This is a genomic window from Ensifer meliloti, from assembly GCF_030064585.1.
GTDB lineage: Bacteria > Pseudomonadota > Alphaproteobacteria > Rhizobiales > Rhizobiaceae > Sinorhizobium > Sinorhizobium meliloti.
Window position 1 is genome coordinate 488,349 of sequence record NZ_CP120366.1, and the last position, 25,696, is coordinate 514,044.

Annotated in this window: 24 protein-coding genes and 6 pseudogenes; 13 read left to right on the forward strand and 17 right to left on the reverse strand. The window is 60.2% G+C overall.

Annotated features, from left to right (window positions below):
- Positions 1-29: 29 nt before the first annotated feature.
- Together PZL22_RS26715 and PZL22_RS26720 are read left to right on the forward strand one after the other, a co-directional pair.
- A complete protein-coding gene (locus PZL22_RS26715; protein ID WP_127701609.1) occupies positions 30-1,871 on the forward strand; it encodes a peroxidase family protein in 1,842 nt (613 codons plus the stop codon).
- A 14-nt stretch (positions 1,872-1,885) separates the two neighbouring features.
- Positions 1,886-2,065 (forward strand): hypothetical protein, encoded by a 180-nt coding sequence (locus tag PZL22_RS26720; protein ID WP_026030112.1) that lies wholly within the window; start codon positions 1,886-1,888, stop codon positions 2,063-2,065.
- Between the two features lie 175 nt (positions 2,066-2,240).
- Here PZL22_RS26720 and PZL22_RS26725 read toward each other — a convergent pair whose 3' ends face one another.
- From PZL22_RS26725 to PZL22_RS26745, 5 genes are all read right to left on the reverse strand, one after another.
- Positions 2,241-2,411: a hypothetical protein gene (locus PZL22_RS26725; protein WP_017276739.1), complete on the reverse strand. Its 171-nt coding sequence runs from the start codon at positions 2,409-2,411 to the stop codon at positions 2,241-2,243.
- A 968-nt stretch (positions 2,412-3,379) separates the two neighbouring features.
- Positions 3,380-3,787 carry a type II toxin-antitoxin system VapC family toxin gene (locus PZL22_RS26730; RefSeq protein ID WP_010967235.1) on the reverse strand — a complete coding sequence of 136 codons (408 nt, stop codon included), beginning with the start codon at positions 3,785-3,787 and terminating at the stop codon, positions 3,380-3,382.
- Entirely contained in the window at positions 3,787-4,041 is a 255-nt protein-coding gene (locus PZL22_RS26735) for a type II toxin-antitoxin system Phd/YefM family antitoxin (protein WP_014332761.1), read from the reverse strand. The genes PZL22_RS26730 and PZL22_RS26735 overlap by 1 nt, the downstream gene beginning before the upstream one ends.
- 432 nt (positions 4,042-4,473) lie before the next feature.
- On the reverse strand, positions 4,474-4,665 hold the full coding sequence (locus PZL22_RS26740) for a hypothetical protein (protein ID WP_015445404.1): 192 nt from the start codon (positions 4,663-4,665) through the stop codon (positions 4,474-4,476).
- Positions 4,666-5,654: 989 nt separating this feature from the next.
- On the reverse strand, positions 5,655-5,915 hold the full coding sequence (locus PZL22_RS26745) for a hypothetical protein (RefSeq protein WP_127701409.1): 261 nt from the start codon (positions 5,913-5,915) through the stop codon (positions 5,655-5,657).
- Between the two features lie 559 nt (positions 5,916-6,474).
- Between PZL22_RS26745 and PZL22_RS26750 the strand changes: the two are divergent.
- Positions 6,475-6,897, forward strand: a pseudogene (locus PZL22_RS26750) (hypothetical protein); the annotation flags it as partial.
- A 375-nt stretch (positions 6,898-7,272) separates the two neighbouring features.
- On the opposite strand, the gene PZL22_RS26755 reads toward PZL22_RS26750, so the two are convergent.
- From PZL22_RS26755 to PZL22_RS26765, 3 genes are all read right to left on the reverse strand, one after another.
- Positions 7,273-8,388 (reverse strand): AI-2E family transporter, encoded by a 1,116-nt coding sequence (locus tag PZL22_RS26755; protein WP_041169951.1) that lies wholly within the window; start codon positions 8,386-8,388, stop codon positions 7,273-7,275.
- Positions 8,389-8,793: 405 nt separating this feature from the next.
- A complete protein-coding gene (locus tag PZL22_RS26760) occupies positions 8,794-9,210 on the reverse strand; it encodes a DUF4112 domain-containing protein (protein WP_010967229.1) in 417 nt (138 codons plus the stop codon).
- Positions 9,207-9,572, reverse strand: a complete 366-nt coding sequence (locus tag PZL22_RS26765) for a DUF1810 family protein (RefSeq protein ID WP_010967228.1) — start codon at positions 9,570-9,572, stop codon at positions 9,207-9,209. Before PZL22_RS26765 ends, PZL22_RS26760 begins: the two co-directional genes overlap by 4 nt.
- Positions 9,573-9,856: 284 nt before the next feature.
- Between PZL22_RS26765 and PZL22_RS26770 the strand changes: the two genes are divergently transcribed.
- Complete coding sequence (locus PZL22_RS26770; protein WP_013845033.1) at positions 9,857-10,108, forward strand: hypothetical protein; 252 nt, start codon at positions 9,857-9,859, stop codon at positions 10,106-10,108.
- 848 nt (positions 10,109-10,956) lie between these two features.
- A pseudogene (locus PZL22_RS26775) lies at positions 10,957-11,331 on the forward strand (PAS domain-containing protein); the annotation flags it as partial.
- A 226-nt stretch (positions 11,332-11,557) separates the two neighbouring features.
- On the opposite strand, the gene PZL22_RS26780 reads toward PZL22_RS26775, so the two are convergent.
- On the reverse strand, positions 11,558-12,028 hold the full coding sequence (locus tag PZL22_RS26780; RefSeq protein WP_010967226.1) for a hypothetical protein: 471 nt from the start codon (positions 12,026-12,028) through the stop codon (positions 11,558-11,560).
- A gap of 530 nt (positions 12,029-12,558) precedes the next feature.
- Between PZL22_RS26780 and PZL22_RS26785 the strand changes: the two genes are divergently transcribed.
- Positions 12,559-13,152, forward strand: coding sequence for a DUF6088 family protein (locus PZL22_RS26785; protein ID WP_284718782.1), 594 nt, complete (start codon positions 12,559-12,561; stop codon positions 13,150-13,152).
- Entirely contained in the window at positions 13,145-14,161 is a 1,017-nt protein-coding gene (locus tag PZL22_RS26790; RefSeq protein WP_010967225.1) for a nucleotidyl transferase AbiEii/AbiGii toxin family protein, read from the forward strand. The genes PZL22_RS26785 and PZL22_RS26790 overlap by 8 nt, the downstream gene beginning before the upstream one ends.
- Before the next feature lie 31 nt (positions 14,162-14,192).
- Here the strand turns inward: PZL22_RS26790 and PZL22_RS26795 are convergent, their stop codons facing one another.
- A complete protein-coding gene (locus PZL22_RS26795; protein WP_014531965.1) occupies positions 14,193-14,324 on the reverse strand; it encodes a hypothetical protein in 132 nt (43 codons plus the stop codon).
- 130 nt (positions 14,325-14,454) lie between these two features.
- Between PZL22_RS26795 and ku the strand changes: the two genes are divergently transcribed.
- Both ku and ligD (PZL22_RS26805) read left to right on the forward strand, forming a co-directional pair.
- On the forward strand, positions 14,455-15,261 hold the full coding sequence (gene ku, locus PZL22_RS26800; RefSeq protein WP_010967224.1) for a non-homologous end joining protein Ku: 807 nt from the start codon (positions 14,455-14,457) through the stop codon (positions 15,259-15,261).
- Positions 15,258-16,298 carry a non-homologous end-joining DNA ligase gene (ligD, locus tag PZL22_RS26805; protein ID WP_127701406.1) on the forward strand — a complete coding sequence of 347 codons (1,041 nt, stop codon included), beginning with the start codon at positions 15,258-15,260 and terminating at the stop codon, positions 16,296-16,298. The genes ku and ligD (PZL22_RS26805) overlap by 4 nt, the downstream gene beginning before the upstream one ends.
- Before the next feature lie 34 nt (positions 16,299-16,332).
- Here ligD (PZL22_RS26805) and PZL22_RS26810 read toward each other — a convergent pair whose 3' ends face one another.
- The 4 genes from PZL22_RS26810 to ligD (PZL22_RS26825) all read right to left on the reverse strand — a co-directional run bounded on the left by PZL22_RS26810 (position 16,333) and on the right by ligD (PZL22_RS26825) (position 20,831).
- A complete protein-coding gene (locus tag PZL22_RS26810) occupies positions 16,333-16,545 on the reverse strand; it encodes a DUF768 domain-containing protein (RefSeq protein ID WP_041169950.1) in 213 nt (70 codons plus the stop codon).
- 218 nt (positions 16,546-16,763) lie between these two features.
- A complete protein-coding gene (locus PZL22_RS26815; protein WP_010967221.1) occupies positions 16,764-17,282 on the reverse strand; it encodes a DUF4334 domain-containing protein in 519 nt (172 codons plus the stop codon).
- Positions 17,270-18,163, reverse strand: a complete 894-nt coding sequence (locus PZL22_RS26820) for a hypothetical protein (RefSeq protein WP_127701403.1) — start codon at positions 18,161-18,163, stop codon at positions 17,270-17,272. Before PZL22_RS26820 ends, PZL22_RS26815 begins: the two co-directional genes overlap by 13 nt.
- 31 nt (positions 18,164-18,194) lie before the next feature.
- Complete coding sequence (ligD, locus tag PZL22_RS26825) at positions 18,195-20,831, reverse strand: DNA ligase D (protein ID WP_284718783.1); 2,637 nt, start codon at positions 20,829-20,831, stop codon at positions 18,195-18,197.
- Between the two features lie 349 nt (positions 20,832-21,180).
- Between ligD (PZL22_RS26825) and PZL22_RS26830 the strand changes: the two are divergent.
- The 4 genes and pseudogenes from PZL22_RS26830 to PZL22_RS26845 all read left to right on the forward strand — a co-directional run.
- Positions 21,181-21,350, forward strand: a pseudogene (locus PZL22_RS26830) (response regulator); the annotation flags it as partial.
- Positions 21,351-21,460: 110 nt separating this feature from the next.
- The gene (locus PZL22_RS26835; RefSeq protein ID WP_010967217.1) at positions 21,461-21,775 is read left to right on the forward strand and encodes an EthD family reductase; all 315 of its coding nucleotides are present in this window, start codon (positions 21,461-21,463) and stop codon (positions 21,773-21,775) included.
- Between the two features lie 285 nt (positions 21,776-22,060).
- A pseudogene (locus PZL22_RS26840) lies at positions 22,061-22,338 on the forward strand (hypothetical protein).
- 8 nt (positions 22,339-22,346) lie between these two features.
- Positions 22,347-22,493 (forward strand): annotated as a pseudogene (locus PZL22_RS26845) (ATP dependent DNA ligase); the annotation flags it as partial.
- 276 nt (positions 22,494-22,769) lie between these two features.
- On the opposite strand, the gene PZL22_RS26850 reads toward PZL22_RS26845, so the two are convergent.
- The 3 genes and pseudogenes from PZL22_RS26850 to PZL22_RS26860 form a co-directional block, all read right to left on the reverse strand.
- On the reverse strand, positions 22,770-23,558 hold the full coding sequence (locus tag PZL22_RS26850) for a DUF1326 domain-containing protein (RefSeq protein ID WP_010967216.1): 789 nt from the start codon (positions 23,556-23,558) through the stop codon (positions 22,770-22,772).
- Between the two features lie 352 nt (positions 23,559-23,910).
- Positions 23,911-24,279: pseudogene (locus PZL22_RS26855) on the reverse strand (transposase); the annotation flags it as partial.
- Positions 24,280-24,550: 271 nt separating this feature from the next.
- Positions 24,551-25,696 (reverse strand): alpha-hydroxy acid oxidase, encoded by a 1,146-nt coding sequence (locus tag PZL22_RS26860; RefSeq protein ID WP_127701400.1) that lies wholly within the window; start codon positions 25,694-25,696, stop codon positions 24,551-24,553.

The following is a 25,696-nucleotide window of genomic DNA, read 5'->3' on the forward strand; positions in this document are numbered from 1 at the left end:
TCTTGAGATCATCTCCGAAGAGGTCAGGCATGGTCACGAAAAAGAAAGCCCGCGCAAAACAGACGCCCAAGCGACTCGATGTGATGAAGGCTACGAAGAATAAAGCTGAGACAGCGAACGCTGCAGCTTTCGAAATTCCGGAGCAAGCCGGCAAATTTCTCAGGGATACGTCGATTCCTAAAGGATTCGCTAATCCCCAGCCGATCGTGCTGGCAGAGCTGCAAAAGCGCGTGACCGAAATGAACCTGAGACCCACCGTTTCGCTGGAGCAATTCTTAGCCAGCGCTAATCGCATCAAACCGGCGGACCTTCCCATCGAAGAGTTATCGGACGACGTCAAAGAGTCTATCCCCGCACTAAAGCCCGAGATTCGACGTTTTCACGGCGTTAAAATTCCGCTCTACTGGTTCCCGTTTCCGTGGCTGAGTTCTGTCTGTTCAGATCGGTTCGGATACATGTCGTCAGCGGCCACCCGTGCTGCAACGAAGTTGCCATTCAATGTCGCGACGCAAGCACTCCTCGGCCAACTCGGTAACATGATGGGAGACGCCGGCCGTGATCCCAATCCTGCGTCTCACAATCCGGCTGACGCGGGCGTGTCTTCGCTACCAGCAGGCTTCACTTATTTTGCTCAGTTTGTGGACCATGACATCACGTTCGACGTCTCGTCGACCCTCGATGCCGATATCGATGCGAATACGGTCAATAACATGCGAAGCCCGGCGCTCGATCTGGATTCCCTTTACGGCCGCGGGCCTGGCTTAGATCCGTTTCTCTACGTTTTTCCTACATCTGGTCCAGCGACCGCAATCAAGCTTCATAGGGGCACAAACACTCCTGTTGGGCCAGGCGGCCCTAGTAATAACGGTAATCCATCGGGCATGCTCCAGCAGACGAACTGGGATGTGCCTCGCATGCAGGGTACGAATACTGCCGTGACCGGCGATCCGCGCAACGACGAAAATCTGATCATCGTGCAGTTCCACCACGCTATGCTGCGTTTCCACAATGCCGTCGTTGATCTGCTGCTGGCAGCAGCGTTTGCGGGCGACATCTTCGCAGAAGCCAAACGAATCGTCACCCATCACTACCAATGGGCCGTGGTGCATGACTTTCTGGAAAGAATCTGCGGAGTGGCTACCGTGAACAACGCGATTGCGAGCGTTTCTGCTCCAATCGGTAGCTCCTTCCGAATGCCCGTCGAGTTCGCCGTGGCGGCGTACCGGTTCGGCCACAGTATGATCCGTGATACGTACTGGGTGAATTTCAACTTCCCGAACGCCACACTCGAACAGGTGTTTGAGTTCAATCGCATCCCGCGGCTGCCGGTCTTTTCCAACTGGGTGGTTGACTTCAACGCGTTCTTTGACACAGGAGTCCCGGTACCGGTTCACAATAAGGCCCGGAAGATCGATAGCTTGATGGCTAGTGGATTGGAATCGTTGCCCGGTTTCTCAGGAATGATGGCGATTCTGGCAACGCGAAATCTCCGGCGCGCTCTAGCTCTCGGTCTGCCGAGCGGGCAGGGCATGGCCAACTCATTCGGCATCGCGCCTATGACCGCGGCGCAGTTGATATTTGGGTTGCCGCCGGCCGAAGTGGCTGTGCTGAATGCCAGCGGCGGTTTACTGCTGAATAAGACGCCTCTGTGGTACTATGTCCTGCGCGAGGCTGCGGTCCTCGCCGGCGGAAATCAATTGGGTGCGGTCGGCGGCAGGATCGTGGCCGAGACGTTTGTCAGGATTTTAAAGCGGGATGCGTCATCCTATCTGAACGTTGCCGGTGGGTTCACACCCATTCTTCCTTCGTCCACGCCCGGAAACTTCACGGTGGCCGATCTGGTGGCCTTCGCCGGGGTAACGCAACCATAGAGATCGCGTTGCGAATGCCGCTGACCAAACCTTCAGCCGTCCATGAAGACGCACGCGAGCACGCGCATCAGGTGGCGCATACGCCCAAGTTCGACGGGTCGCGCAACGAACGCAAGAACGTCGCCATCCTCTTCGCACACCTGAAGACCACTCTCCGCTTCGAACAGATTACGCGACCTGAGCGGAACCAGTGACGAGTTCCCACGGCGCCCGCACCAGCACAACGAAGGCCGACCCGTAGAGCCTCGTTAATTGGCCAACAATGGATGTGCGGGGCGTCTCCCAACGCCATCTATCTACGAATAGCCGAAGCGGGCTAGCAATCTCGCTCGCTTGCCTCAGTTCGATCACCGCCCTAAGCCACCGGATTTATTTCTTTGGCGGGGCACCAAAGATTTCCTCCTTCGATAACTTCCCTTCTTTCATTTTCGCGATCCGGTCTTCGGCTCTGTCGATCGCCTCGCTGATCCTCTTTTGCAAATTCTTAAGGAGGTCAGTCTCCTTCTGGAAACGCTCAATAAAATCTTGGTCCACGGCCATTTTCATCCCTCCATCTATGCCTGGCTCGCCAGTTGCTAATACAGCTCGATTATGTCGAGCCAAAAATCGAACTCATCAGCCCCTGTGGTGCTATTGCGCGAAGCCAAGAGCGCGATCCCCAATGCCGGCCCGGGCTGGAAACTTCCGTTTACCCACCCCGGCGGGATCCCGTCTGCAGTCCAACGAGTATACCCCGGCGCCCAACCTGACCTTTGGGAGGTGCTTTGACTGGCGCCGGTGCCGCTCGTCGCAGTGGTGCCCGTGCTGCTCTGCACAACCCACGCCTCGACCCATCTGGGGGCAAAGCCTGGGGTGAGTGCCATAGGACCCATCGGCCACTCGACCCGGGACGTGCCGAAGTTAACATTCTGATAAAAATCCCAATTGGCTGGCATGATTTAATCTCCTGTCGCTGCCGGGCCACTCATGTGGTCAGCAATCTCTATGAAGCCATTGAGCGGCAGTGGATGCACTTTCGTTTGCCCACGCGGAAAGGAAAAGCGCAGCGAATAACCAAGATGGTAAGGCATTTCTGCCAAGACATACTTCGCATGGGAGCATTCCCAGGTGGGACGAATACATCATAACGGTCTGTGGCCGGAATTATATAATCCTTCTTGGCTACCTCCGTTCGTGAAATGTTTACAAGCTCGAAACTGTTGCTAGGTGTCGCGAATCTTTATGGCGTTGACGCCGCGCATCTCTGCGTTCATGCGCCGACAGTTTCGCGGGCGTCTGAGTTTGCTCCAGTCGATCGGAGCTGACTCCGTGAACGGGCTGAGGTATAGACAACGAGTAGAGATGCCGACGGGTCGGAACTCTTTGCCGAGGTGGCTGACAAGGTCGAAAGCCTCAGGGGTTCCGCACGATACATTATGCAACTTCAGAGGTCTAAAACAGGAACCCGTACTCCCGTCGAATGGACACATTGAATGCCGGCATACTGCGGGTGTTGGACGCCGAGCGGCTCACGCCGACGTCTCCCAAGGATTGATCACGGAGGCGTCTGTGTCTTCGAAATCCTTGACGTTGCGTGTGACAAGGATGAGATCGTGAACGATCGCGGTCGCGGCGATCAACCCGTCGATATCGCCGCGGGGGCGTATTGCCGCGATGCGGCCCCATTCGACTGCGATTTGGTCGGTTATCGGCAAAATGCGATCGCCATGGTCGTGGCGCAGCTTGCGCAGCCATTCGGTGAGGTGCGCGGCAGTCTTCGGATCCGACCTCTGTTTCAGGGCAATGCCGCGCATGATTTCGCCGAGGCTGAGCGCACTCAGGTGGATGCTGAGCGGATCGACAGAGCGCAGCCAGGACACCGCCTGCGGCGTGCCGCGTCGCGCCTCTGAGACGATGTTGGTGTCAACTAGATACATCAGAAGGCCACATCGCGGCTGGGCGTCTTGACGCGTACGTTCACCGCATCAGCGAGCTGATCGTCCCAAGCGGGACCGCCAAGCAGATCATCGACCAGCGTTGGCCGGCCGGCGCGCAGAGCGTCGTAGTCATGAGCGGACAGCACGACGGCCGTGCGCTCACCGCGCAGCGTGACAATCTGCGGCCCTTCATGGCGCGCCTTCTGCACTACCTTCGAGAATTGGTTCTTGGCGTCCTGCAGTTGCCATTCCATAGTTCGCTCCAAGTTGGCTAGACTGTCTAGCTATATAGTCCTATTTATCTGCCATTGAAAGTGCCAATGTACCACGCGGCCGATCGACGGCGATCTCAATTGTCCGTCCGCGCGGACGACTGATCTTCCTCACGTCATGGAACGACGGCTACCGAAATCCCACGCCGTCGCTTCCAGACGATAAATTATGCGATCTGTTGAGCACGGAACGAGAACACCCCTGGTGGTCAGCCTACTTTCATCCATCTGTCAGCACCCGGGTGGGCACGTAGCCGATTGGCCACGAAGCGGCGCAATACGTTGCTTGCAAATTGGGTGATAGATAACGCATACATCCGCTCATCGCGAGCGTGGGCGCCGCTCGGCCTATGCGGGCAGATCGATGCCATGTGGGCGGCTGCCGCCTTGCGATCAGTTATTCGATCGCGTGAATCAACGAAGCCCGGAAAATCTCCGCTGCTCCCGAATGTAAGCGATTGCAGCAGCTTCTAGGCTTCTGCACTCCTCCTCGGATTTAATCAGGGTCTCGTCGTCTTTCTCGGCTGAGCATCGAAGAACGTCGCGCCGCAAACACGCATGCTCGTAGGCCTCGCAGAGCGCCAGCGGGGCCTTTTTATTGTCCATAACCGACACTTCCTCCAGTTAAACTGTGACGGTCGCTTTGGGCCAGGTCCGGGACGAGGCTGGCCTGCAACAATTCAGTAGAGGATACGTTTCTTCACCAGGGGTGCACAAAAGGAGGATGGCGATGCGTCCTGCCGAGCGCGTCAAGATTATAGAATGGATTTCATCCATCACGGCTGTTGGATTGCTGGCATTGCTAGTAAATGCGGTGCTGGGTTGATTGGTGCTTCGCTTTTCATTGCCGACCTGGCGCTCGCGAATGAGCTCCACGCGCAGGCACCGCGCTAGGTCGAGGCCCCCTAAAAAAAGACCGCCAACGAGGTTCCACGGGCGGTCATCGCGGCCAGCTTTAAAGCTCTGATCCTGCGCGCTCCTTTGCCTCTCCAGTCGTAATCCATGTGGTCACCTTGGCGGTGAGATTGGCCGCCTCTGCGGCCTCCAGCCGCCTTCGTGTGAGCGCCAGCCCCAGGCGAGGCCAGCCGCCAGAAGCGCCCGACCTCTAACCGCCTCTCCTCGTACGAGACGGCTGAAAGAACTTACCGCCTAACGCCTGCTCAGGGCCATTAGCCCATCCGTCGTAATCCCGCCACTCAGGCACAATCAGGAGAAATCGATGGCGTACGGCCGTCAAGCAGTCTCAGAGGTGTTTCGCCGACATGCACGAGCGTGAAGGGCACGCTGAAGTGCGATTCCGCAGCTTCCGCAAGATCGATAGTACGGTCTAGCGCATCACAGTCACCGAGCAGTCGTCGACGAATACGGCGTTTCGATCAAGGACCCGCGGACGCTTCTCAGACAACAGGTGATCTAAAGGTTACGCGGGAAATCTTCCGGCTCATAGAAGGCGGCACATGCGGCGAAATTGTAAAGGCAGCGCCCGCGGCGAGGCAGGGCGCTGCCTGCTCAGGTCGGCTCCAGCAGTTGGAGGGGACGTTTTAAGAAGCCGACATGAGTTCGCGCTGAGCATCGCAACTCGCTAGCGACCGCGCCTAACTCCTCAGTTTCCACATCGTTCCGAAGAATTCCGGTTCGGTCCACCACCTCGTGGGCGCGGGGCTGCCGTCGTCTGCGGCGGCTGGGTCTTCGTCATCGGGCAGCCAGCCCTGCCAGCCATTTCCCAGCGCATCCTGCGCCTGCTGCCCGTCGAGGCGGCTGGCCAACTGCTGGAGCAGCTGGCGCTCCGAAATGCCGCTCTCCGGCGCTAGGTACGCGGCTATGTCCCTCTGGTAATCCTGAATCAGCTTTCTCATCTTTTCTGAACTCGGTGACCACTCCCTTTGAACAGCAAACCCCGCGGCTGTGGCGGGGCTTGTTCTGTCCGGGACAGCCCGTTCAGGACAGAACATGATGCTCCGGGCTGTCGTACTTCAATGCACAACTTGCTGGAGTAACGTTGGTTCCGCACCTAACTCTTAAGGATTATCGACGTTTGACGCTTCGAAGAGGCCGGCGTCCGCTGCCCGACCGGCTCCTCAGACTACGAGCCAAGCCAGGACGAACAGCGCAATGATAACGAGGAGGATCATGATACCAGCGACGTTGAGCGAGTGCATACGGCCTGCCTCTGTCTTTGCAAGTGAACCTTGCAGGCGACGGTATGTTCCGCATGGAGACTTCAAAGGCCCTGCAAAGTCACCAAGGGCCGGCCAAAAATGCGAGTGCCCGGGTGCGGGTCGACACGGCCACTGCTAACAGGTTTGGGGACCTGATTGCCGATTGGCTCGGCATGATAGGAATCCGCTGGACGCCGAGGCTGCCTTCGCGTGACGCAGGAACATTCTCGCGGCAATCTGCCTGTAAACTTGGCGCGCCGGAGGCGGCGTGGTCGGCCTTCTAACGGGGCTCGAGCTAATGGCAATCCTCGGAGTTGGGCCTGTGGTGGCCGCCGGATGGCTTGCGGCAACCGCCGCCGGTGCTGTAGCGGGTGCGGTGGCCGGCGGCGCGGCCGGAGGTTTGATCGGTGCGCTGACCGATTCCGGAGTCGATGAAGAGGATGCCCATGTCTTCGCCAAGGGCGTTCGGCGCGGAGGCACTTTCGTGACAGCAAGGGTGGACGACACTCTTGCGCCTGAAGCACAAGCAATACTGCAGGACCTGAACCGCGTTGACCCTGCCGCGCGGTGGGGCGTCTTTGCGCAAGAAGAATGGACGCGTTTTGACGAAAATGCCGACCCTTACACGCTCGAAGCGGTACCGCTCTATGATGCCGTAACGGCATCGAAAGATTGGTGACGGCGCCGATGGGCGCCTTCACCGATGTCTCACGGGAAGCTCCATGGAACCAACCTCCCTGCGGAACGTTGCCGTAGCACCCGTGCAGAGCGATGCAGACGGCGGGACTGGAGGAGGTCCAGATGGATATCACCACGCTTTTAATTATTGTTCTTATCGTTCTCCTCCTAGGTGGCGGCTGGTACGGCCGAGGACGCTGGTATTAATCGGAACCCGAAGGGCCCGGTCTACCGTGGTGGCCAGGAACTCCGACGTCGAATATTCGTCTGGCAGTGCCCGGCAAATCAACAGCATTGGAGCCGACCGGCGGTTTGTGACGGCGGGCAATCCGCTCCGGGCGAGGCGCGCTCACGACGCGCCGCGGCACCAACGAAGTTAGCCCCCCTGGCGCGGTCCCGAACGCTGGTCTCGCCCCGTTGAAGAGGACGGAGGTTGTCTTCGCTCTTCGAGCTCCGCCGCGATCCACTCGCGAAATAGGCTGTGGGCAACCGCCAGCAGCGTGGGCCCGAGGAAAAGGCCGATGAGGCCGAAGGCCAGGACGCCACCGATTAAACCGAAGAGCCCCAGCAAAACGGGTAAGTTGGTATTTCTCCCGAGGAGATACGGTCTCAGGAAATTGTCGATACTGCTAACAAGAAGTAGGCCCCAAATCGCGACGAAGATGCCCCACCAGACTGATTCCTGCATGAAAAGCCACAGCGCGACAGGTCCCCATACAAAGGGAGGCCCCGCCGGCACGAACGACAGAACAAATGTCAGGCATCCGAGCAACAACGCCTGGGGCACACCGGCGATCCAGAAACCTACGCCGGCCAGGAGGCCTTGGGCCAGGGCTGTGCCGATGAGGCCATAAACAACGCCCGTCACTGTCACTCCAACCACGCTAAGCAATCTTCGAGCGCGGGCTCCCGCCACCCGTTCCGCGATCTGACGGGTAAGGGCAGTCATGCGCCGCCCGTGCAAGAATAAGAAAAAGCCGATGAAGATACTTAACGCGAGTTCGAGAAGACCGGCGCCAAACAGCGTTCCCCCAATCAGAGCGACATCGGCGAAAGGGCCGATCACCTTCTTCAGCTCGATGGTGAAGGCCGGCGCGTTGTGTGCCAAGCCCTCCCAATAAGTAGCCAAGCCCTCACCGGCGATGGGTAGCCCCCTCACCCAATCCGGCGGCGCCGGCGGGCCCTGTTCGAGGACATGGGTGACCCCTGCCACCAAGCTACTGATATTGTCCGCGAGTGTCGTTGCCAGCAATGCAAGCGGTGCGACGATGACAACGACGACCAGCACTGTCATGGCGGCCGCGGCGAGTGCCCGATAGCCGCCGACGGCTCGCTCAAACAATCTGTAGGCGGGCCATGTCGAGAAACATATCACAGCCGCCCACAGAATGGCGGATAGGAAGGGCCAAAGCACTAGGGTACAGCCGATCGCCAGCAAACCCAGCGCGCCGAACGCAAGAAGTTGCCCAATCAGTTTGCCCTGAGTAACCATCGACATTGCTCATGTTGCGCACCCTACCCGCACAATGCGGAAATGACGGCCGAGTTTCCACCTAGAAGCGGCACACTTTTGGGAGGTCTTTGAAGCTAATGCGTTTACCGCGAACTGTCGAGCAACACAAAGTCACCAACGAGATCACCCCCTTTAAGTGGGGCGACATTCGTCCCAAAGGAAAACAATAAACCCGCGATTGTTGCGGCAGCTTCGCTTTCGGTACTCTCTACACGTTTAGCACAGAGCTCGACCAATCCCGAAACGCCCCAGACCTTATGCATCGTGCCCTCGAAACCAAGCTGGTTAAGAGTCTTCGAAGCTTATGTTAAGGACCTACGCGAAATCCAGGACAATGCCGCGGTGTTCGATATCGCCACGCTTGGCGATCGCAGCTGACCGGCGTTACCGGTCGAGGTCGGCATGGTCGAGGCCGAAGTGATCCAGAACAAGCTGAAGATTGCGGCGATTGGATTTGAAGTAGACGTCGAAGACATCGCCAAGCACCGGCACACTTCCCGCAACCGTGTCAAAACCGACATTGACCAGCATCTTTACGAGCTTGTCGTTCGGCACGCCGAGACGCCGAGCCTCGTTGACGATGATGAGACTGACGGCGGCGGCCGCAAAATCGCCGACGCCGGGGATCAGGCCAAGGACCGAGTCAGCCCCGAGCGACATGCGTGTACCGGGAATTCGGAGCGCCGTATCCATCAGCCGCGCCAATCCGCGTATCCGGCGAAGACGCGTGAGCTGTTCGATGGGTATGTTGGACTTCTTCATTCTTTTTGTGTGGTCTCCGCCCGGCGATTCAAATGTCATGCGGCAGCCTTATGCTTGCCAAGCCGCTTGATGGCCTGCTCATGCGGGCGCTGTCCATCGTAGTATTCCTCCCATGCGCCTGCCTTCGCCAGAAGCGCCGGGACGGTGCGGACGGTAAAGCGCTTCGGGTCAAGATTGGATTGGACCTGCGTCCACGGGAGATAAGCCCGAGCCTCCTCGATAGAGCCGATGCCGTAGAAGTTCGCGGTGGGAGACCGTCCAAGCGCACGCAGTTGCGGGAAGATGAACCACATCCAACGGGTTTCCTTGCGGCCGGCCCTCAGCTCAGCAAGGACCGTCTCGAAGACGAGGTCTTGTGCTGCAACCAAGCGAGAAAGCTCGAAAGGATCGTTCTCTGCCATCGATCGTCCTTTCGATGATGATGTCAGATCGGTGCGGCCGCTAGCAGAACCGCGACGGGCACCGTTATTGCTGACGCGCTGATCGCTACCGCCGCGGCAAGCCTAACGCTTTGCGCGCGCCGAGAATCTTATTCATACGCCAACTCCCTTCGAAGCCCAGAACAGCATGCGGAGGCGGGAGAGTCCATTCCTTCTTGAGCGTGCGTGATCTCGCGAGCGCTCGCCATTGCAAAGCGCCCCGCGGCTCTTGTCTTTTCACGAGGAGGTCAACGGAGAAGCGGGCAATGAAGGAACTCGTCATCAACATCGTGTCGGACGATATGGCCGAAATCGTGGTGCCGAGCGGAAACAATGGCCGGCTCCGATGCTCGGTCGTCTGCCTCTGTTGCCAGCGGGCCGACCAGCCGATGGACGACGATGGCTGCGGCATTTGCGATGCGTGCCTCGACTTGCCTGTTCGCGCAATGGATGCCTTGGACGGTCTTGAATTACCGACGCCATTCCCCCATCTATCGCCCACTACCCGTAATCAATGACTACCTGCAGCGATGGAACTCTGTCGCGCGTTCGTAAGTCGTCCGGGTCCGAAGGGCGCTCCCCGAAAGTGTCGTGCGCCCTTCGTCATTTCGGGAGGGGTCGACGACGCTGCGACGATAATTTGACTTCCCGTTGCTGTGCACCAGATCAGCACCGTTGTCCGTCTTAAGCAGATGGACCGTGGAGGTACGAGCAGCCCCCGCTGCATCGAATCTCCCATAGACATGCATGTAGGAAACAATACCCTGGATGTCGATCCCTCTTGCTCAGGATGAAATAGCACCAATTCCATCGCCGGGAAAAACTGTCGCCCTAGCAAGACGCTCTCAATTCGCGAGCATGCGTCAGCCGAGTGATTTCCGCCATACCGATCTCGGCCGCCGCCATTATTCCACGGAGAAACGCGAGCGATCTCGTGGCCGATGCCCGCCATTCGCCAAGGCAAATTGAGTCAACACATCCATTCCTAGTCGCGAAAAGTCCCGTCCGACCGGACAACAGATATTGCATTCGCAACTGCCTTGTTGTGCGATGATTCAACGATAAAACTTGATAGTACCGGGCATGACAGAATGGACGGCAAGAGGAAACTGCTATGCAGGGCTCCTCAGCCGGCTACGGTCTCACGCGGCCTTGCCTGAAGCCTCAAGCCCGACGGGCAGTCGGAAATCGAGGGGGCCCGCCCAGCGTTCGTTGCCCACTGAGATCCCTCCCACGAGAGATAGCGTGGTACGATTACCCATCAGGCGTGTTAAAGTCCTCTAGTCGAGCCTGCCCTGCGGGGCTTGTCGGCAGTGCCGCCGAGCAATGACTCGCTCCGTGAGTCTCCGGCCCTGAGGGCCATTTCATGTCAACCACCCCGACTGTGCATTTCGAAGCGGCAAGTACTCTTGCCGTCGTGGTCTCGTCCCACGAACCTCTGCTTTTCCTGTCCGACGACCTGAAAATCATCGCAGCGAGCGCCTCATTCTGCCGGGCCTTCGACATAGACCCCACGTCAGTTCCCGGCAAAAAGCTCGGCGAACTCGGACAGGGGGAATGGGCGATGCCCAAGCTTGAGTCACTCCTAAAAGCTACAGCCTCGCGAAGTGCGGACATTCAAGCCTATGAAATAGACCTAAAGCGGCCGAACCGCGGCACACGGCAGTTGGTCGTCAATGCACAGACGCTTGATGATGGTGACGTCGAACATATTCGCCTTCTTGTGGCCGTGACGGATATGGAGCGCTGACAGCGCTCCAAGCAGGAGGTCAAGTTGCTCCCGCCAAACCACGTCCTCCCCTCTACAATGTCGTTCGCGATAACCCTGTGCGAACGGAACACTCTAAACGGATCGATAGCGCCTTGGCTGAACACCGGCTTTAGCCCCGCAACCTTTTCGCCCACTGCATAGGCATGCTCGACATCGCGCAGCAGACTGGTTGCATTTCGGGTCAGGCAGATCTCTGTCATGCCAGGTAGCTCGCGATAGCCGGGGCAGTTTTATCGCAACGGCAGACGGAGCAATGTCCATGCCCGGGCCAGACGGTGTGCGGAGGATCCTCCAGGAAGCGCTGCACCATGACCACATTTTCCCCATCCCCAAAAATCACCTGCCGCGCTTTGACCTGCGCATCCCAACCGTTCGCGAGTTCTTTGCTGGAATCCTCCATCAACTGGGTGAGGAAGGGGCTGCCCGGCTCCAGCCCGTCGAGCGAGAGAACGCCGAATTTGGTCAGGGCGGTCAGCGATGCGATCAGACGCGAGGCTATCCCGAGTTCCTTGCGCACTTTGTTAAGATAGGCTCCAATGTGCGCGGGTGCAAAGAGCTGCAGCCGTGTCTTGCCCGCCCAGGACGCCTGGTTGCGGATTGCATCTAGCAGCGCTCGGCGTGATACAGGCGCTCCAGGTGAATGGGCGATCACTGTTACTTTCGTCATACTCGCGGACAACCGATCCACCGAGCGCGCGGCTGGCAAGCGCGTTCCACTCGGCGTTAGCCCCGGCCGCTTCGTCGAGGAAGTGCCTAAGGGTGCCCGCCGACATTTCTGGCTGGGCGCTGAAGCTGCGATAGCCGAAATAGGCTAGGTCGCAAGTCCTGGCCCGCGAGTCAGCTGCTAGTGCCGCTTCCGTACCGGCTCAGGTTTTCAATGCATTACCGCCGAAGCCATGCACAAACACCAGCAACCGCTGTGCCGGTTGTTTGGCGAAATAGCCAACCGATTCTGTCCCCACGGCAGCGCAATCGCAACAGAATGGATCAAGTCTCTGCCCCCGCATGTATCCCTGCGCCCAATGCCGGCGCGGGTCCCATTAGAAGGATAGGACCGCCCGCAAGCCTTTGACCAGACTGCATCTTGGCCGCGGGCTGGCTCCGAATCACGTCACTCCCCGGACCGACAATTTGATCCGCCGCCTTTCCGTTGCAAGCTGTCAGAAACTCGCATATATTTCTGACAGGAGAATGGCCATGCAAAACCTGACGTCTCAGATCCTGGGCTATGCCGAACAAATGCCGGAAGGATCTCCCCTTTCGGCCAAGAGCCTTTTGCATCTCGGAAATCGTGCTGCAGTCGACCAGGCCCTTTCGCGGTTGACCGAGCGCGGAGAACTCATCCGGGCTGGTCGCGGCATCTACATGCGGCCCGTCAAAAGTCGCTTTGGCAGCCCGCCACCGACGGTCGAGCAGGCCGTGGAGGCAGTGGCGCAGCAGCGCGGCGAGATCATCGTTTCCAGTGGCGCCGCCGCGGCAAACGCGTTGGGATTGACGACACAGGTTCCGGTCCGCTCCGTCTACCTGACATCCGGCCGCAGCCGAACCATGAATCTTGGAAAGCAGAGTGTCGAGCTCAAGCACGTGCCTCGCTGGCAGCTGGCTCTGGCCGACCGGCCGGCGGGCGTGGCGGTCCGGGCGCTTGCATGGCTCGGACCCGAAAAGGCCGAGGAGGCACTGTCGAGGATCAAGCGAAAGCTCCCGCCGGCCGAGTTTGGCGAGTTGGTGGCCGCAGCACCGCAGTTTCCGACGTGGCTCGCAAGAAGCGTGGGCAGGGCTGCGCATGGCTGATCGTTTTCTGGCGCTGTCAAAAGACGACAGGCGTGAGGCCTTGGCTGTCGCAGCCGCCCGCACTGGACGGCCCATTCATCTGCTGGAAAAGGATGTCTGGGTCGTCTGGACACTCGAGACGCTCTACTCGTCAAAACTTGGCGAGCACCTGGTGTTCAAGGGCGGCACCTCGCTCTCGAAAGCCTATGGCGCCATTCGACGGTTTTCGGAAGACATCGATCTGACTTACGATATCCGGGCTTTGGCTCCCGATCTTGTCGGTGACAATGACGAGGCACTGCCGAAAACCCGTAGCGAGGAGAAGCGCTGGACCAGCGAAGTGCGAAAGCGCCTTCCTGTCTGGGTGGCCGAGTCGGTGGAGCCGGTCATTGCAGCGGCAGTGCGCGGCCAATCCCTTCCCGCACGGATCCGCATCGAGGGCGATACGCTCTATCTCGACTACGAAGCCGTGAGCAGCGGATCAGGTTATGTCGCACCGAGCGTCATGCTTGAGTTCGGAGCACGATCGACCGGTGAGCCGGCCAGCATCCGCGATGTGGGTTGCGACGCCGCGGGTCATGTCGATGGTGTTGAATTCCCGAAGGCAAGCCCACGCGCCATGCATGCCGAGCGGACATTCTGGGAGAAGGCGACCGCGATCCACGTCTTCTGCCTGCAGGAGCGCCCCCGCGGCGATCGGTTCGCGCGCCACTGGCATGACGTCGTCCGGCTGGACGATGCCGGTTTTGCCGACAAGGCTTTTGCTGAACGGCAGCTTGCCAATGCGGTGGCTAAACACAAATCCATGTTCTTTGCGGAAAAGGCGGCCGACCGGTCACCGATCGACTACGCCGCAGCCGGTCATCTGGTTCTGACACCGTCCGGAGATGGTCTCCGCGCGCTCAGTGAGGACTATGCAAAAATGGTCGACGACGGCCTTCTGCTTGGGGATTCTGAACCGTTTGAGCAGCTGATCGAGCGATGCGCGCTCATTCAGGAGCGGGCAAATAAGGTCGGTACGACAGAATAGTCGTAATCGTAGGCGGCAGCTTCGCCATGTCTCAATGTTTGCGGTCGCCCTTGTCACCCTGGCCGGGCTTGGCATCGTGTTTCGCATCTCGGCGGGCATCGGCCGACAGCGACCGCGAGACGTCGTCGCTCTCCTTGAACTTGCCCTCCTTCGCGACGGACATAGCGTTTGTCGGTCAGCGCACTGCCGCCAATGCTAACCGCGGCGTCGGCCGCCAGAAGGCAGCCAAGCCCGCGGCGAAAGCAAAGCAGGCCCAGGCGCCGGCGCGGCGAGCCAGTTGATCGGAGGTCGCCATGGCCCTGCGTCCCTATTGGAAAGGCTATCTCAAACTCTCACTCGTCACCTGTCCGGTGCAGATGATGCCGGCGACCTCCGAAAGCGAGAAGGTCCGCTTTCATACCCTCAATCGCCAGACCCAAAACCGCGTCGTCAGCCACTACGTCGACTCCGTGACCGGCAAGGAGGTCAAGGAAGAGGATGAGGTGAAGGGCTATCAGCGAGGGGAGCACGAATACGTTATTCTCGAAGACGAGGAGCTTGAGAACGTTGCTCTCGAAAGCACCAAGACGATCGACATCTCCACATTCACGCCGCGCGATAGCATAGAGTGGATCTGGCTCGATACACCCTATTGTCTCTCGCCCAACGATCCTGTCGGACAGGAGGCATTTTCCGTGATCCGCGACGCGATGGAGGCGCAGAACATGGTCGGCATATCCCGGCTAGTGATCTCACGCCGCGAGCGTGCCGTCATGCTCGAGCCACGTGGTAAGGGTATCGTTCTGTGGACGCTGCGCTACGGAGACGAAGTTCGCGATGAAGACAGCTATTTCGAGGCGATCGGCGATGAACAGGCCGATTCCGAGATGATGCCGCTCGTCCAGCAGTTGATCAAAAAGCAGACCAAGGACTGGACCCCGAAAATGGTCGCCGACCCGGTCCAGGAACGGCTGCTCGAAATCATCGCAGCCAAGAAGAAGGCGTTGAAGCCGCAGAAGGCCCAGGGCAAGACAGCACCTTCGTCGTCGCCGAGCAATGTTGTCAGCATCATGGATGCCTTGCGGAAATCAGTCGCGGCTGAGAAACGGGCGACCAAATGAGCCGTCGTGCCAAACCTTTGCTGCAGGACGATTCCGTCGCCAAGTCCAAACCGGCCCGGCCGCGCGATCCGGCACAACCCAATCTTCCGTTCGACCCGATGGCCGAGCGCATCGAGCCGTGCCTGGCGCTCCTGAAGCCGGTCCCGCCGAAAGGCCCGGATTGGGTGTTCGAGGTGAAGTGGGACGGCTATCGCCTGGCAATCCATATCGAGCCGAAAGGTGTCAGGATCATCACTCGCGGCGGTCACGACTGGACGCATCGTTTCCCGGCAATCGCCGAAGCCACCAGCAAGCTCGGTGTCGGGACCGCGATCCTCGATGGCGAGGCCGTCGTGCTCGATGAGGAAGGACGGTCCGATTTCGGGGCGCTGCAGCGCTCGCTCGGCGGACGCGGTGGCAAGCGTTCGTCGACGGAGTCGGTGTTTTTCGCTTTCGACCTGCTCTATTTCGATGGCCACGACCTGTCGGGCACCGAACTCTCCGTGCGCCGGCACCTGCTTGAGGGCTTTCTCGACGGCCCCACTGGCGCGATCCAGTCGTCCGAGGAAGTGTTCGGGGATGGCGCACTTCTCGAGAAGGCTTGCTCCATGGGCCTCGAGGGGATCATCGCCAAGCATCGGGATTGGCCCTATCGCTCCGGCCGCACCGGCGACTGGCTGAAGATAAAATGCCTCCAGAGCGAAAGCTTCATGATCGTCGGCTACGAGCAATCGCTGACCGCCCGCGGAGGGCTTGGCAGCCTGCTTCTCGCCGGTCGCAAAGGACATGACTGGATTTACGTCGGCTCCGTCGGAACCGGGTTTAATACGAAGGATGCCGAGTATTTGCGCAAGACGCTCGACCGGCTGAAGACAAGTAAACCGGCCGTGCCGCTCAAGGGCAAGAACCTGGTGTTCGCCCAGCCGACCTTGATCGCGGAGATCGAGTTTCGTGGCTGGACCCATGACGGGAGCCTGCGCCACGCATCCTACAAGGGCCTTCGCGAGGTTCAGGACAATGCCGCGGTGTTTGACATGAGCGAACGGGCGATCCTCTGAAAGGCAGGGTGGCGAGCCGGCCACGAATGACTCGCTACCAGAGCTCCTCCTCGACCGCCTCTTTGATAGCGCCGACGATATAGTTGACGAGCCCGCCGCCGGCCGCGTCCACCAGCATGTCGCGGCTGATGCCCTCCTTCTCCGCATCAGCGAGAAGATCCTCAACCAGCCTCGTCGCGTCGCTCTGCTGCGTGCCGCTGTCGATATGCTCCGATTTCCAGCGTTCAAGGAATTGTTCAGGCTTCATAGCTTGGACCTCCTGACGTGGCGAACCCTTAGGAACGGAAATGGTTCTCAGTATGACGCCACCGAGCTTTAGGAAAACCCGACTGACAAAAGAACAGGGCGGTCGACCCTTGCGGGGAGCGCCCTGTCGGACCCGGACGACCGCGGCAGACAAGCTGCTCGGCAAGGCGATCATCGATACGGGTGGTGAGCGATAGATGATGGCCGGCTGCGCGCATTTCAAGGTCCGTCGACACGCTGGAGTTCGAAGAAATAGATCCGCTCGTCATTCCTGATGGTCATCGCGCCCATGATCCTGTCCGCATGGATCCGCCGGAAGTGGTCGACGATCGGCTGGTGGTCATAGACCATGGCCGCGCTCTCGACGCCGCCAAACACCATTGTCTTCGAGGAAGCGACCGGACCCTTCGCCCGCAGCCCGCGTTGCAGGTAGGAAAACAGGTTTCGCGCGACGCGCATCCTGCCAACTTCATGAAAACGCAACGCCAGCCGAAGCGGGATCCACTTCGGATCAATGGCAACCAGCCTCCGGTCCCCCGATCGAAACAGCAAGGCATCGACGCGCATGTCGGGCGTGAACCGTTTGCCGAACCAGCTGAGATTTTCGAGCACACCGTCGAATGGATGCCCCGTCGGGATGCCGTGTCCTTTCCACAGCCCGACCAGTTCGCGCGGCGCGATGGGCGGCAGGCTTCGGAACTCCTCAAGCGCTGTCTGCTGGTCTTTCACCGGGAGCATTCTCCCTTCTCCTTGCGCTCTCTGGCCCGACGCCTGGACTGGGCGTCGCGCCGCGCGATCCGCAGTTCCCCCAGATCAGGTATCCACCAGCCCCGTTCGAGCTCGTGCTCGTTCGGCGGCGTTCGGGCAGGCCAGGTCGTCACCAGTTCTTCCAGGGAACCCAATCGCCACGACGCCCAGACATATTCCTCGCTATTTGCGGCGGGGAAGTAGAACGCGGTGACTGTCGCCGGATCGGCCAGCTCGCCGTCGGTGCCGAGGAAGAAGACCACGCCGACATGCGTGCCGATGGCGCGGTCGGAGGGCGGAGCATCATCGGCAGGAACGGGATAGCGTTTCCGACGGCGCTCCCTCATCCTCGCCTTGGATGCCTCGTCTTGTTGCGTCCCCTTGATCGCCTCGCGCCGGGCCCGGCGTGCTTCCGGCTCACTGCGCTCGGCCGCCGCCTCGATCGTGGGCCATCGCCTCCGCAGTTCATCGAACGAGCGGTAAGGAACGGTCCATAGCCGGCGATCGGCGTCCCAGCGTGCGGGCGGAATTTCCCGGATCTCGTTGACGACCGTGCGTGAATAGGGCGTCTGGATCTGTAACGTGGCGGGCGTCGCCTCGAGATAGCGACTTTCGATCGGATCGAAGGCGAATGCGTCCCTGCCCTTCTCATCAGCGAATCTATCGGCCTCCGCTTCCATCTCGGCCAGCCAGCGGCTGATGCGCTTCTCGGCAGTGCGACCCGGCACGAACCAGGCATTCAGTCTGTCGCTCCAGCGCGCCCGCGGGAACGCCTCCCGAAACCGCGCGAGCGTGATGCGGTCATGCGGCAGGTCGGTTGTCGCACCCACACGGGTGGAGGTGGAAGATTGGTCTTTCGTTTCTTCGTCCATCGGCCATGGTCCGAGCCAGCACCCCTGGTGCTCACGCAGCCCGTCTTGATTTTCCGAGGCGCTTGATCGCCTGTTCGAGCGGCCGCTCGCCATCACAATAGTCTTGCCAGGCAGTGGTTTTCGCAAGCAGCGCCGGCACGGTGCGGACGGTAAACCGCTTCGGGTAGAGATCGGACTTCACCTGCGTCCAGTTGAGCGGCATCGAGACTGTGGCGCCGGGCCGTGCGCGCGGCGACAGTGGCGCCACGGCGGTCGCCATGCGGTCGTTGCGGAGATAATCGAGGAAGATCCTTCCGCCCCTGAGGCTCTTGCTCATCTTGATGAGATAAAGATCGGGATTATCGCGCGCCATTTGCTCGCAAACGTCATGCGCGAATCCCTTAGCCTCGGCCCATGACAAAGGCTTGCGCTTATTCACAGCGAATGGCGTGACGACATGCAATCCCTTCCCGCCGGTGGTCTTGCAGAAACTGACGAGGCCGAGCTCGTCGAGCCGGTCACGCATTTCCCGCGCGGCCGCGACCACTGTCGCAAACGGCACGTCGGGACCAGGATCGAGATCGAACACCAGACGGCCGGGCACTTCCGGCTTGCCGGGTTCGCAGTTCCACGGATGTAGTTCGATTCCGCCGATCTGGGCGATCGCCGCGAGCCCTTCGATCCGATCGATCTGAAGGTAGGGCTTCCTGTCCCCGAAGACTTTCACCAGTTTGAGCAGATTGGAGGTGCCTGGCATCGCATGGCGCTGGAAGAACTGCTCGCCGCCAATGCCGTCGGGCGCTCGAATGATCGAGCAGGGCCGGCCCTTGATGTGATCGATGAGCCAGGTTCCGACGGCTTCATGGTAGCGGGCGAGATCTTCCTTGGTCACGGGTTCGCCATCGCCGGCGTCCGGCCAGAGTGGCTTGTCGGGACTGGAGATGAGGACGCCCATGACCTCGGCCTTGGCGCCCTTGCGCCGCACCGGTCTGGTCTTGGCGGACGGCCCAGGCTCGGGCGTGTCGGTCTTGGCGGGCGGTGACGGCTTCTCGGCCTGGACCTCTTTCGCCGGCTTGTCCTCGCGCAGGCCTTTGAAGGCTGCCTGACGAACTAGGCCGTCGGCCGTCCAGCCGGCGAACTCGATCTCGGCAACGAGCTCCGGTTTCAGCCAGGTGACTTCCTTCTCCTTTTTCGGCGCACCGATGCCGGTGAAGGGTGACTTCGATGCTTCCAACGCCTTCAGCTTGGGAAAGAACCGCTCGACCTTCGCGGCGCCGAAGCCCGTGCCGACCCGGCCGACATAGACGAAGTGATCGCCGCGGTGAACGCCGACCAGGAGAGATCGAAACTTGCCGTTGGTCGTAGCATAGCCACCGATCACCACCTCATGACCAGCCCGGCATTTCGACTTCGCCCAGGTGTCGGTGCGGCCCGATTGGTAGGGCGCATCCATCTGCTTGGAGACGATACCTTCGAGCGACAGCTTGCAGGCGGAGCGGAGCACCGCGTCACCGCCGGATTCGAAGTGATCGACGTAGCGGATACGCGGATCGTCGCTCCCGGCCGCGAGGAAGTCTTCGAGCCGCTTCTTCCGCTCGACCAATCGCATCGACCGCAAGTCCTCGCCGCCATCAAACAGCAGGTCGAAGGCGAAGTAGACAAGGTTGCCGGTCTTGCCTTCCGAGAGCGCGGCCTGGAGTGCTGCGAAATCGGGCGCGCCATTGTCGTCGAGGGCGCAGATTTCGCCATCAATGATGCAATCGGGCAATTCGGACGCAGCATCGGCGATCTCTGGATATTTCGCGGTCCAGTCGAGACCCTTGCGCGTCTTCAGCGTCACCTTACCGTCGGCAATCCGCATCTGGATCCGATAACCGTCGAACTTGATCTCATGCAGCCAGTCGTCGCTGGCCGGCGGCCGCGCAAGCGTCTCGCAGAGCTGCGGCTCGATAAAATCCGGCAGGTCGGCTGCCGTGGAGGTCGCGACATCCCTGCGAGACCCCTTCTTGCGCTCTTCCGCTGCCAAGCCATGCTTGCTGTCCCAGACGGCATCTGCCTCGACATCCGCGTTCGCCATCATGAACGGTCGTGGCTTGCGGCCCGTGCCCTCGGCGATCTGCTCCATGCTGCGGCCGGAGGCGACGGAAGTCGCGTTCTCCTCCAGGATTGCCGCGCCGTTCTCGTCAACGGAGTAATCGTCACGATGTTTGATGAGCAGCCAGTTGGTCCGCTTGCCGCCATCGCGATCGTTGCGCATCCGCACCAGGACGAAGCTGCCATGCAGCCGCTTGCCATGAAGCGTGAACTTGAAGTCGCCCTTCTTCAGGGCCTCTTCAGGTGACTTCCTACCTTCTGGCTCCCAATAGCCGCGGTCCCATAGCATGACCGTGCCGCCGCCATACTGGCCCTTTGGAACCGTGCCTTCGAAGTCGCCATAGTCGAGCGGGTGATCTTCGACTTCGACGGCCAGTCGCTTGTCACTAGGATCGAGCGATGGGCCCTTGGTCACCGCCCAGCTCTTGAACACCCCGTCCAGTTCAAGCCGCAGATCATAGTGAAGCCGGGTGGCGTCGTGCTTCTGGATCACGAACCGCCGGCGGTTCGACGGCTTGACCTGAGCCTCGCCGCTTGGTTCTCTGGTTTTCTTGAAATCGCGCTTGGCACGGTATTTCGAAAGATTGTCAGCCATTGGTGTCGCGGACCCTTCCAGTGACACGAGGCGGTGTCTGCCTCCCGATCGTCGATGTTCACAGATGACAACGCCGGCGGCGGCCCGTAGTTTCGCGGGGCACGTGGGTCCTGATCGGTCGAACAGTTGATATCGCGGTAAAGACTGGTATGTTCCCTATTTGTTTTCGGCGCCCAGATCAGCTTCTTCATTTTGAGCGTATCGGCCACGATGATTATTCCTAATTCACGCCGAACCGCTTACACGTCGCGGGTGCATGGGCATGTAGATCCATCTTACCAAGCAAACAAAGGGGGAACTGTTTGCGCCTCGCAGCGTTCGGCAAGATAGCATCGCGCGAGGATCTGGCATGGAATCGGCTACTATATTGCTTGCCGATGACGAAGCACTGCTCCTGATCGAGTTAGAAGGCGCGCTCGCAGATGCCGGGTTCCTCGTTCTAGCGGTAGCCAGCGGCCTGAGGGCGATAGAACTCTAAACTCTGCAGATTCCGAAATAGCAGGAGTGGTGACTGATATTCCGCAGTCGTGTCAAAGTCGCTTCAGCCAAAATCTGGATGCGCTTTGCGAGTCGGTGAGCTAGAAGGGCCCCTCGGACGCTCGGAGAGGCGTTCAGTCAGGAGCCCGACCATGATCAAGATGAGCGTCTATTATCCGGCCGATGGCGGCTCGAAGTTCGATCACGACTACTACCGCACCCGCCACATGCCACTGATCCAGGAACGGCTCGGCGATGCCTGCCTGCGCTACGAGATCGATAAGGGCCTTGCGGGTCGCGAACCTGGAAGCGCGCCGGAGTTCGTCGCGGCGTGCCACGTCTACTCGCCGAGCCTGGCGACATTTCAGGAGGCGTTGGGTCCCCACCGCTCGGAGATCGCCGCGGACGTCGCCAACTATACGGACATCGCCCCCATCGTGCAAATCAGCGAAGTCGTTGAAGGGTAGAGAGGCTTCGGCGCGTCAGGCGTAGCCGTTGAACTTTCCGGGACAGGCGTAGTGCTGGCGCACCGACCCATGGTGACGTAGCCAGCGGCGAACCGGGACGATGATGCGGGGGCTTTCGAGCTGAGTTAGGCCGGTAAAAGCAAATGCAAAGCAGCGTCCCCGAAAGGGCCGAGGATCTGCGGCTTGAGGGAACGAACCTGGGCTTGCGTGGTTATTTTTTGCGAGTTTACCGACGAGGCGGCGGCTGCCTGTTCTGGACGCGATTCCGCGAACGGGAGCAACTCTATGGCGCAGAGTACCAAGCGTAAGCTGATGAAGGTGAGCGACATTCCCGCCTTCGTCTATGAGATCGTCGAGACGGCTGCGACATCTGCGCGGTCGGCCACGACAAATACGTCCTCGGAGACGCAGAGCTGTCATTCGACGAATAGGAAAAGGTACGCCGTAAGCTGGACAAGATCGAAGATAACTACGGCGACCGTGACTTCCTCAGGTTGGAGATCGTGGGGCACCTTCGGTCGATCGGGCGGTACATAGACGTTGGTGCAGACGGAGCTGGGTAGGTACGGGACAGCGCAAGGGCGACGCGGTCGTCGAGCCCGTGCTAGTCGCTGAGGTTGAATATCCCGCCTGGACCGATGACGGGAAGCTGCGGCACGCTTCCTTTAAAGGCATCAGGCCGAGAGAGGATGACGCGACATCACTTGAGTTATGGTGATGCTGAAGCCGTACCCTTCGGGTGCGACAACAGCGTCCTAAGCGCGCCGTGCCGGCGACCACTTCCCGGGTTTCCCGGTCATCTTTGGATCCATCAGAGTATCTGTCCCTGCCCTAGGATCGTTTTGTGGCTTTGCCGGCGGCTCTGTTTCACCCCAAGCATTCTCCGCAATTCGCGGTCAACGGACGTGCCCTTCATCGACGCTGAGCGTAAAGTGGCATCAGGCGGGTCGAACGCCGGCGTCATTCCTTTCGGTGCGTTGCAGCGTGCCCTTGCTCACTCTTCGATGATGCCGTACGGCCCATAGGCGGCGCGCCAAAGTGCACCGTAGCGCTTCTGCCGCCCCATTGCGATTTCGCCGTTGGCATTAAACGTACCGCTTGCGATCTCCGCCTGGCGGAACTCGAAGCCTTCCGGCAGGACGATGCGGGCGCGATGGGGGGCGCCGGTCACGGGATTCCTGATCGGCTCGAGTTCGAGTTCGAGATGGCCGTCTATGCGAAAGCCGCCGGTGCGTTTCTCTATGTCGCTGTGAAACTCGATCGGGGCGAAAATCGGCTCGAGCTCTTGGGCGATGGTGGAGCCATAAATATTGAAGACGGTTGTCGGCTCCTGTTCCTTGCCGCCGAGTATGGTGAACAGGGCATCGATCTGCGCCTGGTCCGCATTGGCATCGAAGAACCCGCGTACGACGCCGCCGCCCTCATGCACGGGTCCAGGCCAGCGATAGACGGCAGCAACCTTGAGCCCATCGAGCCGCAGATCGCCGAACCATCCCTCTTCGATAAGCATGCATTCAAGACCTTCGCACAGGCCCTCGGTCGGCTTGCCGTTGAATTCGCACGGGCAGCCGTAATCGCAACTGCACGATGCTATCTTGGGGCCCTTGATCGCCCAATCAACATAGGCCATGGCAACACCCCCGATTGTTCCCGTAAAGGCAGAATGTATCAGATACTGCTTCGACCGGCCAGGAACGCCGTGACTGTCCAGCGGATCGCTGAAGCCCTTGCTAGCCGCCGGACTGTTGTCCGACGGCTTGGCACCGCCAACTCGAAGCTCCATGGGATCTTATCTGGTATGTTGTATCATCATGTCCGGACCGCCACCTTCTCCCTACGAAGAAAAGGCAGCCCGCGTTTCCCGATGATACTTTATGCGATCTTCTGTAACGGGCTTTGCGTCAATCCCTTGTGAGCTTAATCCCTCGCCGAGTGCTTGCTTCTGTCCCCAGTCGGAGCTTAGCCGCTGCTCTATGGGGTCTGCTGAGGACCGGTTGGCCAATCTTAGAAGCGCAGTCACCGCGTGCTGCTGATCGCATAGCGGCCTAACCCATCCATCGTCCCGGCGAAGGGACCTTGCTGCGGAGGGCTGATGGCTGTGCCCGTCCGAAAGCCTGTCTCTTCGTCTCCTCCGATCAAGCCGCCAGAGCTGGCGCTCCCTTATGAGCAATGAAGTTGGTTCTGTCCCTGAGCATGCAATGCAACACCACCGCCAGCTTGCGGGCCAGCGCCACGCGCGCCTTTCTGGGGCCGGCACGTCTTGCGACCGCCAACGCCCAACCCTTCAGATCGGAGCCTTTGACCGGTCGCGTCAGGATGACATTGGCCGCCTCGTAGAGCGCGGTTCGCACGCTGCCATCGCCGATCTTCGAGATGCGACCGCTATGATCGCTCTCGCTCGACTGACACTTCTTCGGCGTCAATCCGAAGTGCGGCCCCACCGCACGGGATGAGCGGAAGCGCTCCGGCGCATCGACGGCCGCCACAAACGTCAGCGCCACCAGGAGCAACAGCCAGGGGGAAGGCGAAATCAACCGCCTGAAGACAATCAAGCGTGCAATCTATGGCAGAGCTGGCCCGGAGCTGCTCAGGGCACGCGTGCTGCCGCTTGACCAAAATCGCCACCACACAAAGTGAGGAAGACCCCATTTATCTGCCAAGCGACAGGTCAGCAGGCAGAGGAGCCGCTTGGTGATGATTAGAAGGGATGGGGGGCGGATGTTGATGGCGGCGGCAGCAGCAGCCCGGCCCTAAAAAACGGCGCGCGGCGCTCCGTCAGAGTGTCGAGACGGCTTCCGCGCCGAGAGCCTTGAGTTGCTCGACCGAGGCAATCCCCATCAACGCAAGACTGATCGAAATCTCGCGCTCGAGGATGGCAATCACCTCGGCCACCCCCGCCTGCCCGGCGGCCGAGAGGCCGTAGGCATAAGCCCGGCCAAGCATCACGCCGTCTGCGCCGAGTGCGATCGCCTTGATGACGTCCGCGCCGCGGCGGATACCGCCGTCAAGCATAAGGCAGAAGTCGGTTCCCACGGTGGCGCGAATGCTGGGCAGGGCTCGGATCGTGCTCGGGGCACCGTCGAGCTGGCGTCCGCCGTGGTTGGAAACCACCACCCCATCGCAGCCGAGATCGCGAGCGCGCACAGCATCAGCGGGCGTGAGAACGCCTTTGATCACGAGCTTGCCCGCCCAGCGTTCGCGCAGCCAGGCGATGTCCTTCCACGACAGCGTCTTGTCGATTCGGCGCGAGAGATTGGCCGCCTGCTCCAGCGCGCCGCGACCGAATTCCGGCCGGTGCTCGACGGCCCTGACCGACGGCATGCCGGCAAGGACCACCTCTGCAAGCCAGCGCGGCTTCAGCGCGAGGCGCGCGAAGAGGTCCGGCGTCACCCGCGTCAGCGATCGGAATCCGTTTCGCACGTCCCGTTCGCGAATGCCCGTAATGGCGGTGTCGACCGTTACGAACAGGGTGTCGACGCCGGCGTATTCTGCCGCTCGTAGGAATTCCTCGCAGAGCGAGCGATCCTCCAGCACATAGAGCTGGAAATGCAGCGGCCCGTCCGTGACGATCCGAAGGTCGGCGAGTGAGGCGATGGAAAAGGTTGATAAGCAGAAGGGGATGCCCGCGGCATGCGCCGCCCGCACGGCCTTGACCTCGCCCTTGCCGGAATAGAGGCCGAGGAAGCCAACCGGCCCGAGCATGAACGGCAGGGGATGACGTTTCCCGAGATAGGCCGTGGCAAGGTCCTGCGGCTGCGGCTCGACCAGCACGTTCTGGCGCAGGGTTAGGCGGGAGAAGTCCGAGCGATTCGCCCGCATCGTCTCCTCCTCGAAGGAACCGCCGTCGATATAGTCGAAAAAGATCTTCGGCAGCCGCCGCCGGGCGAGATCGCGAAAGTCGTCGATGTTGACCAGCGCCAT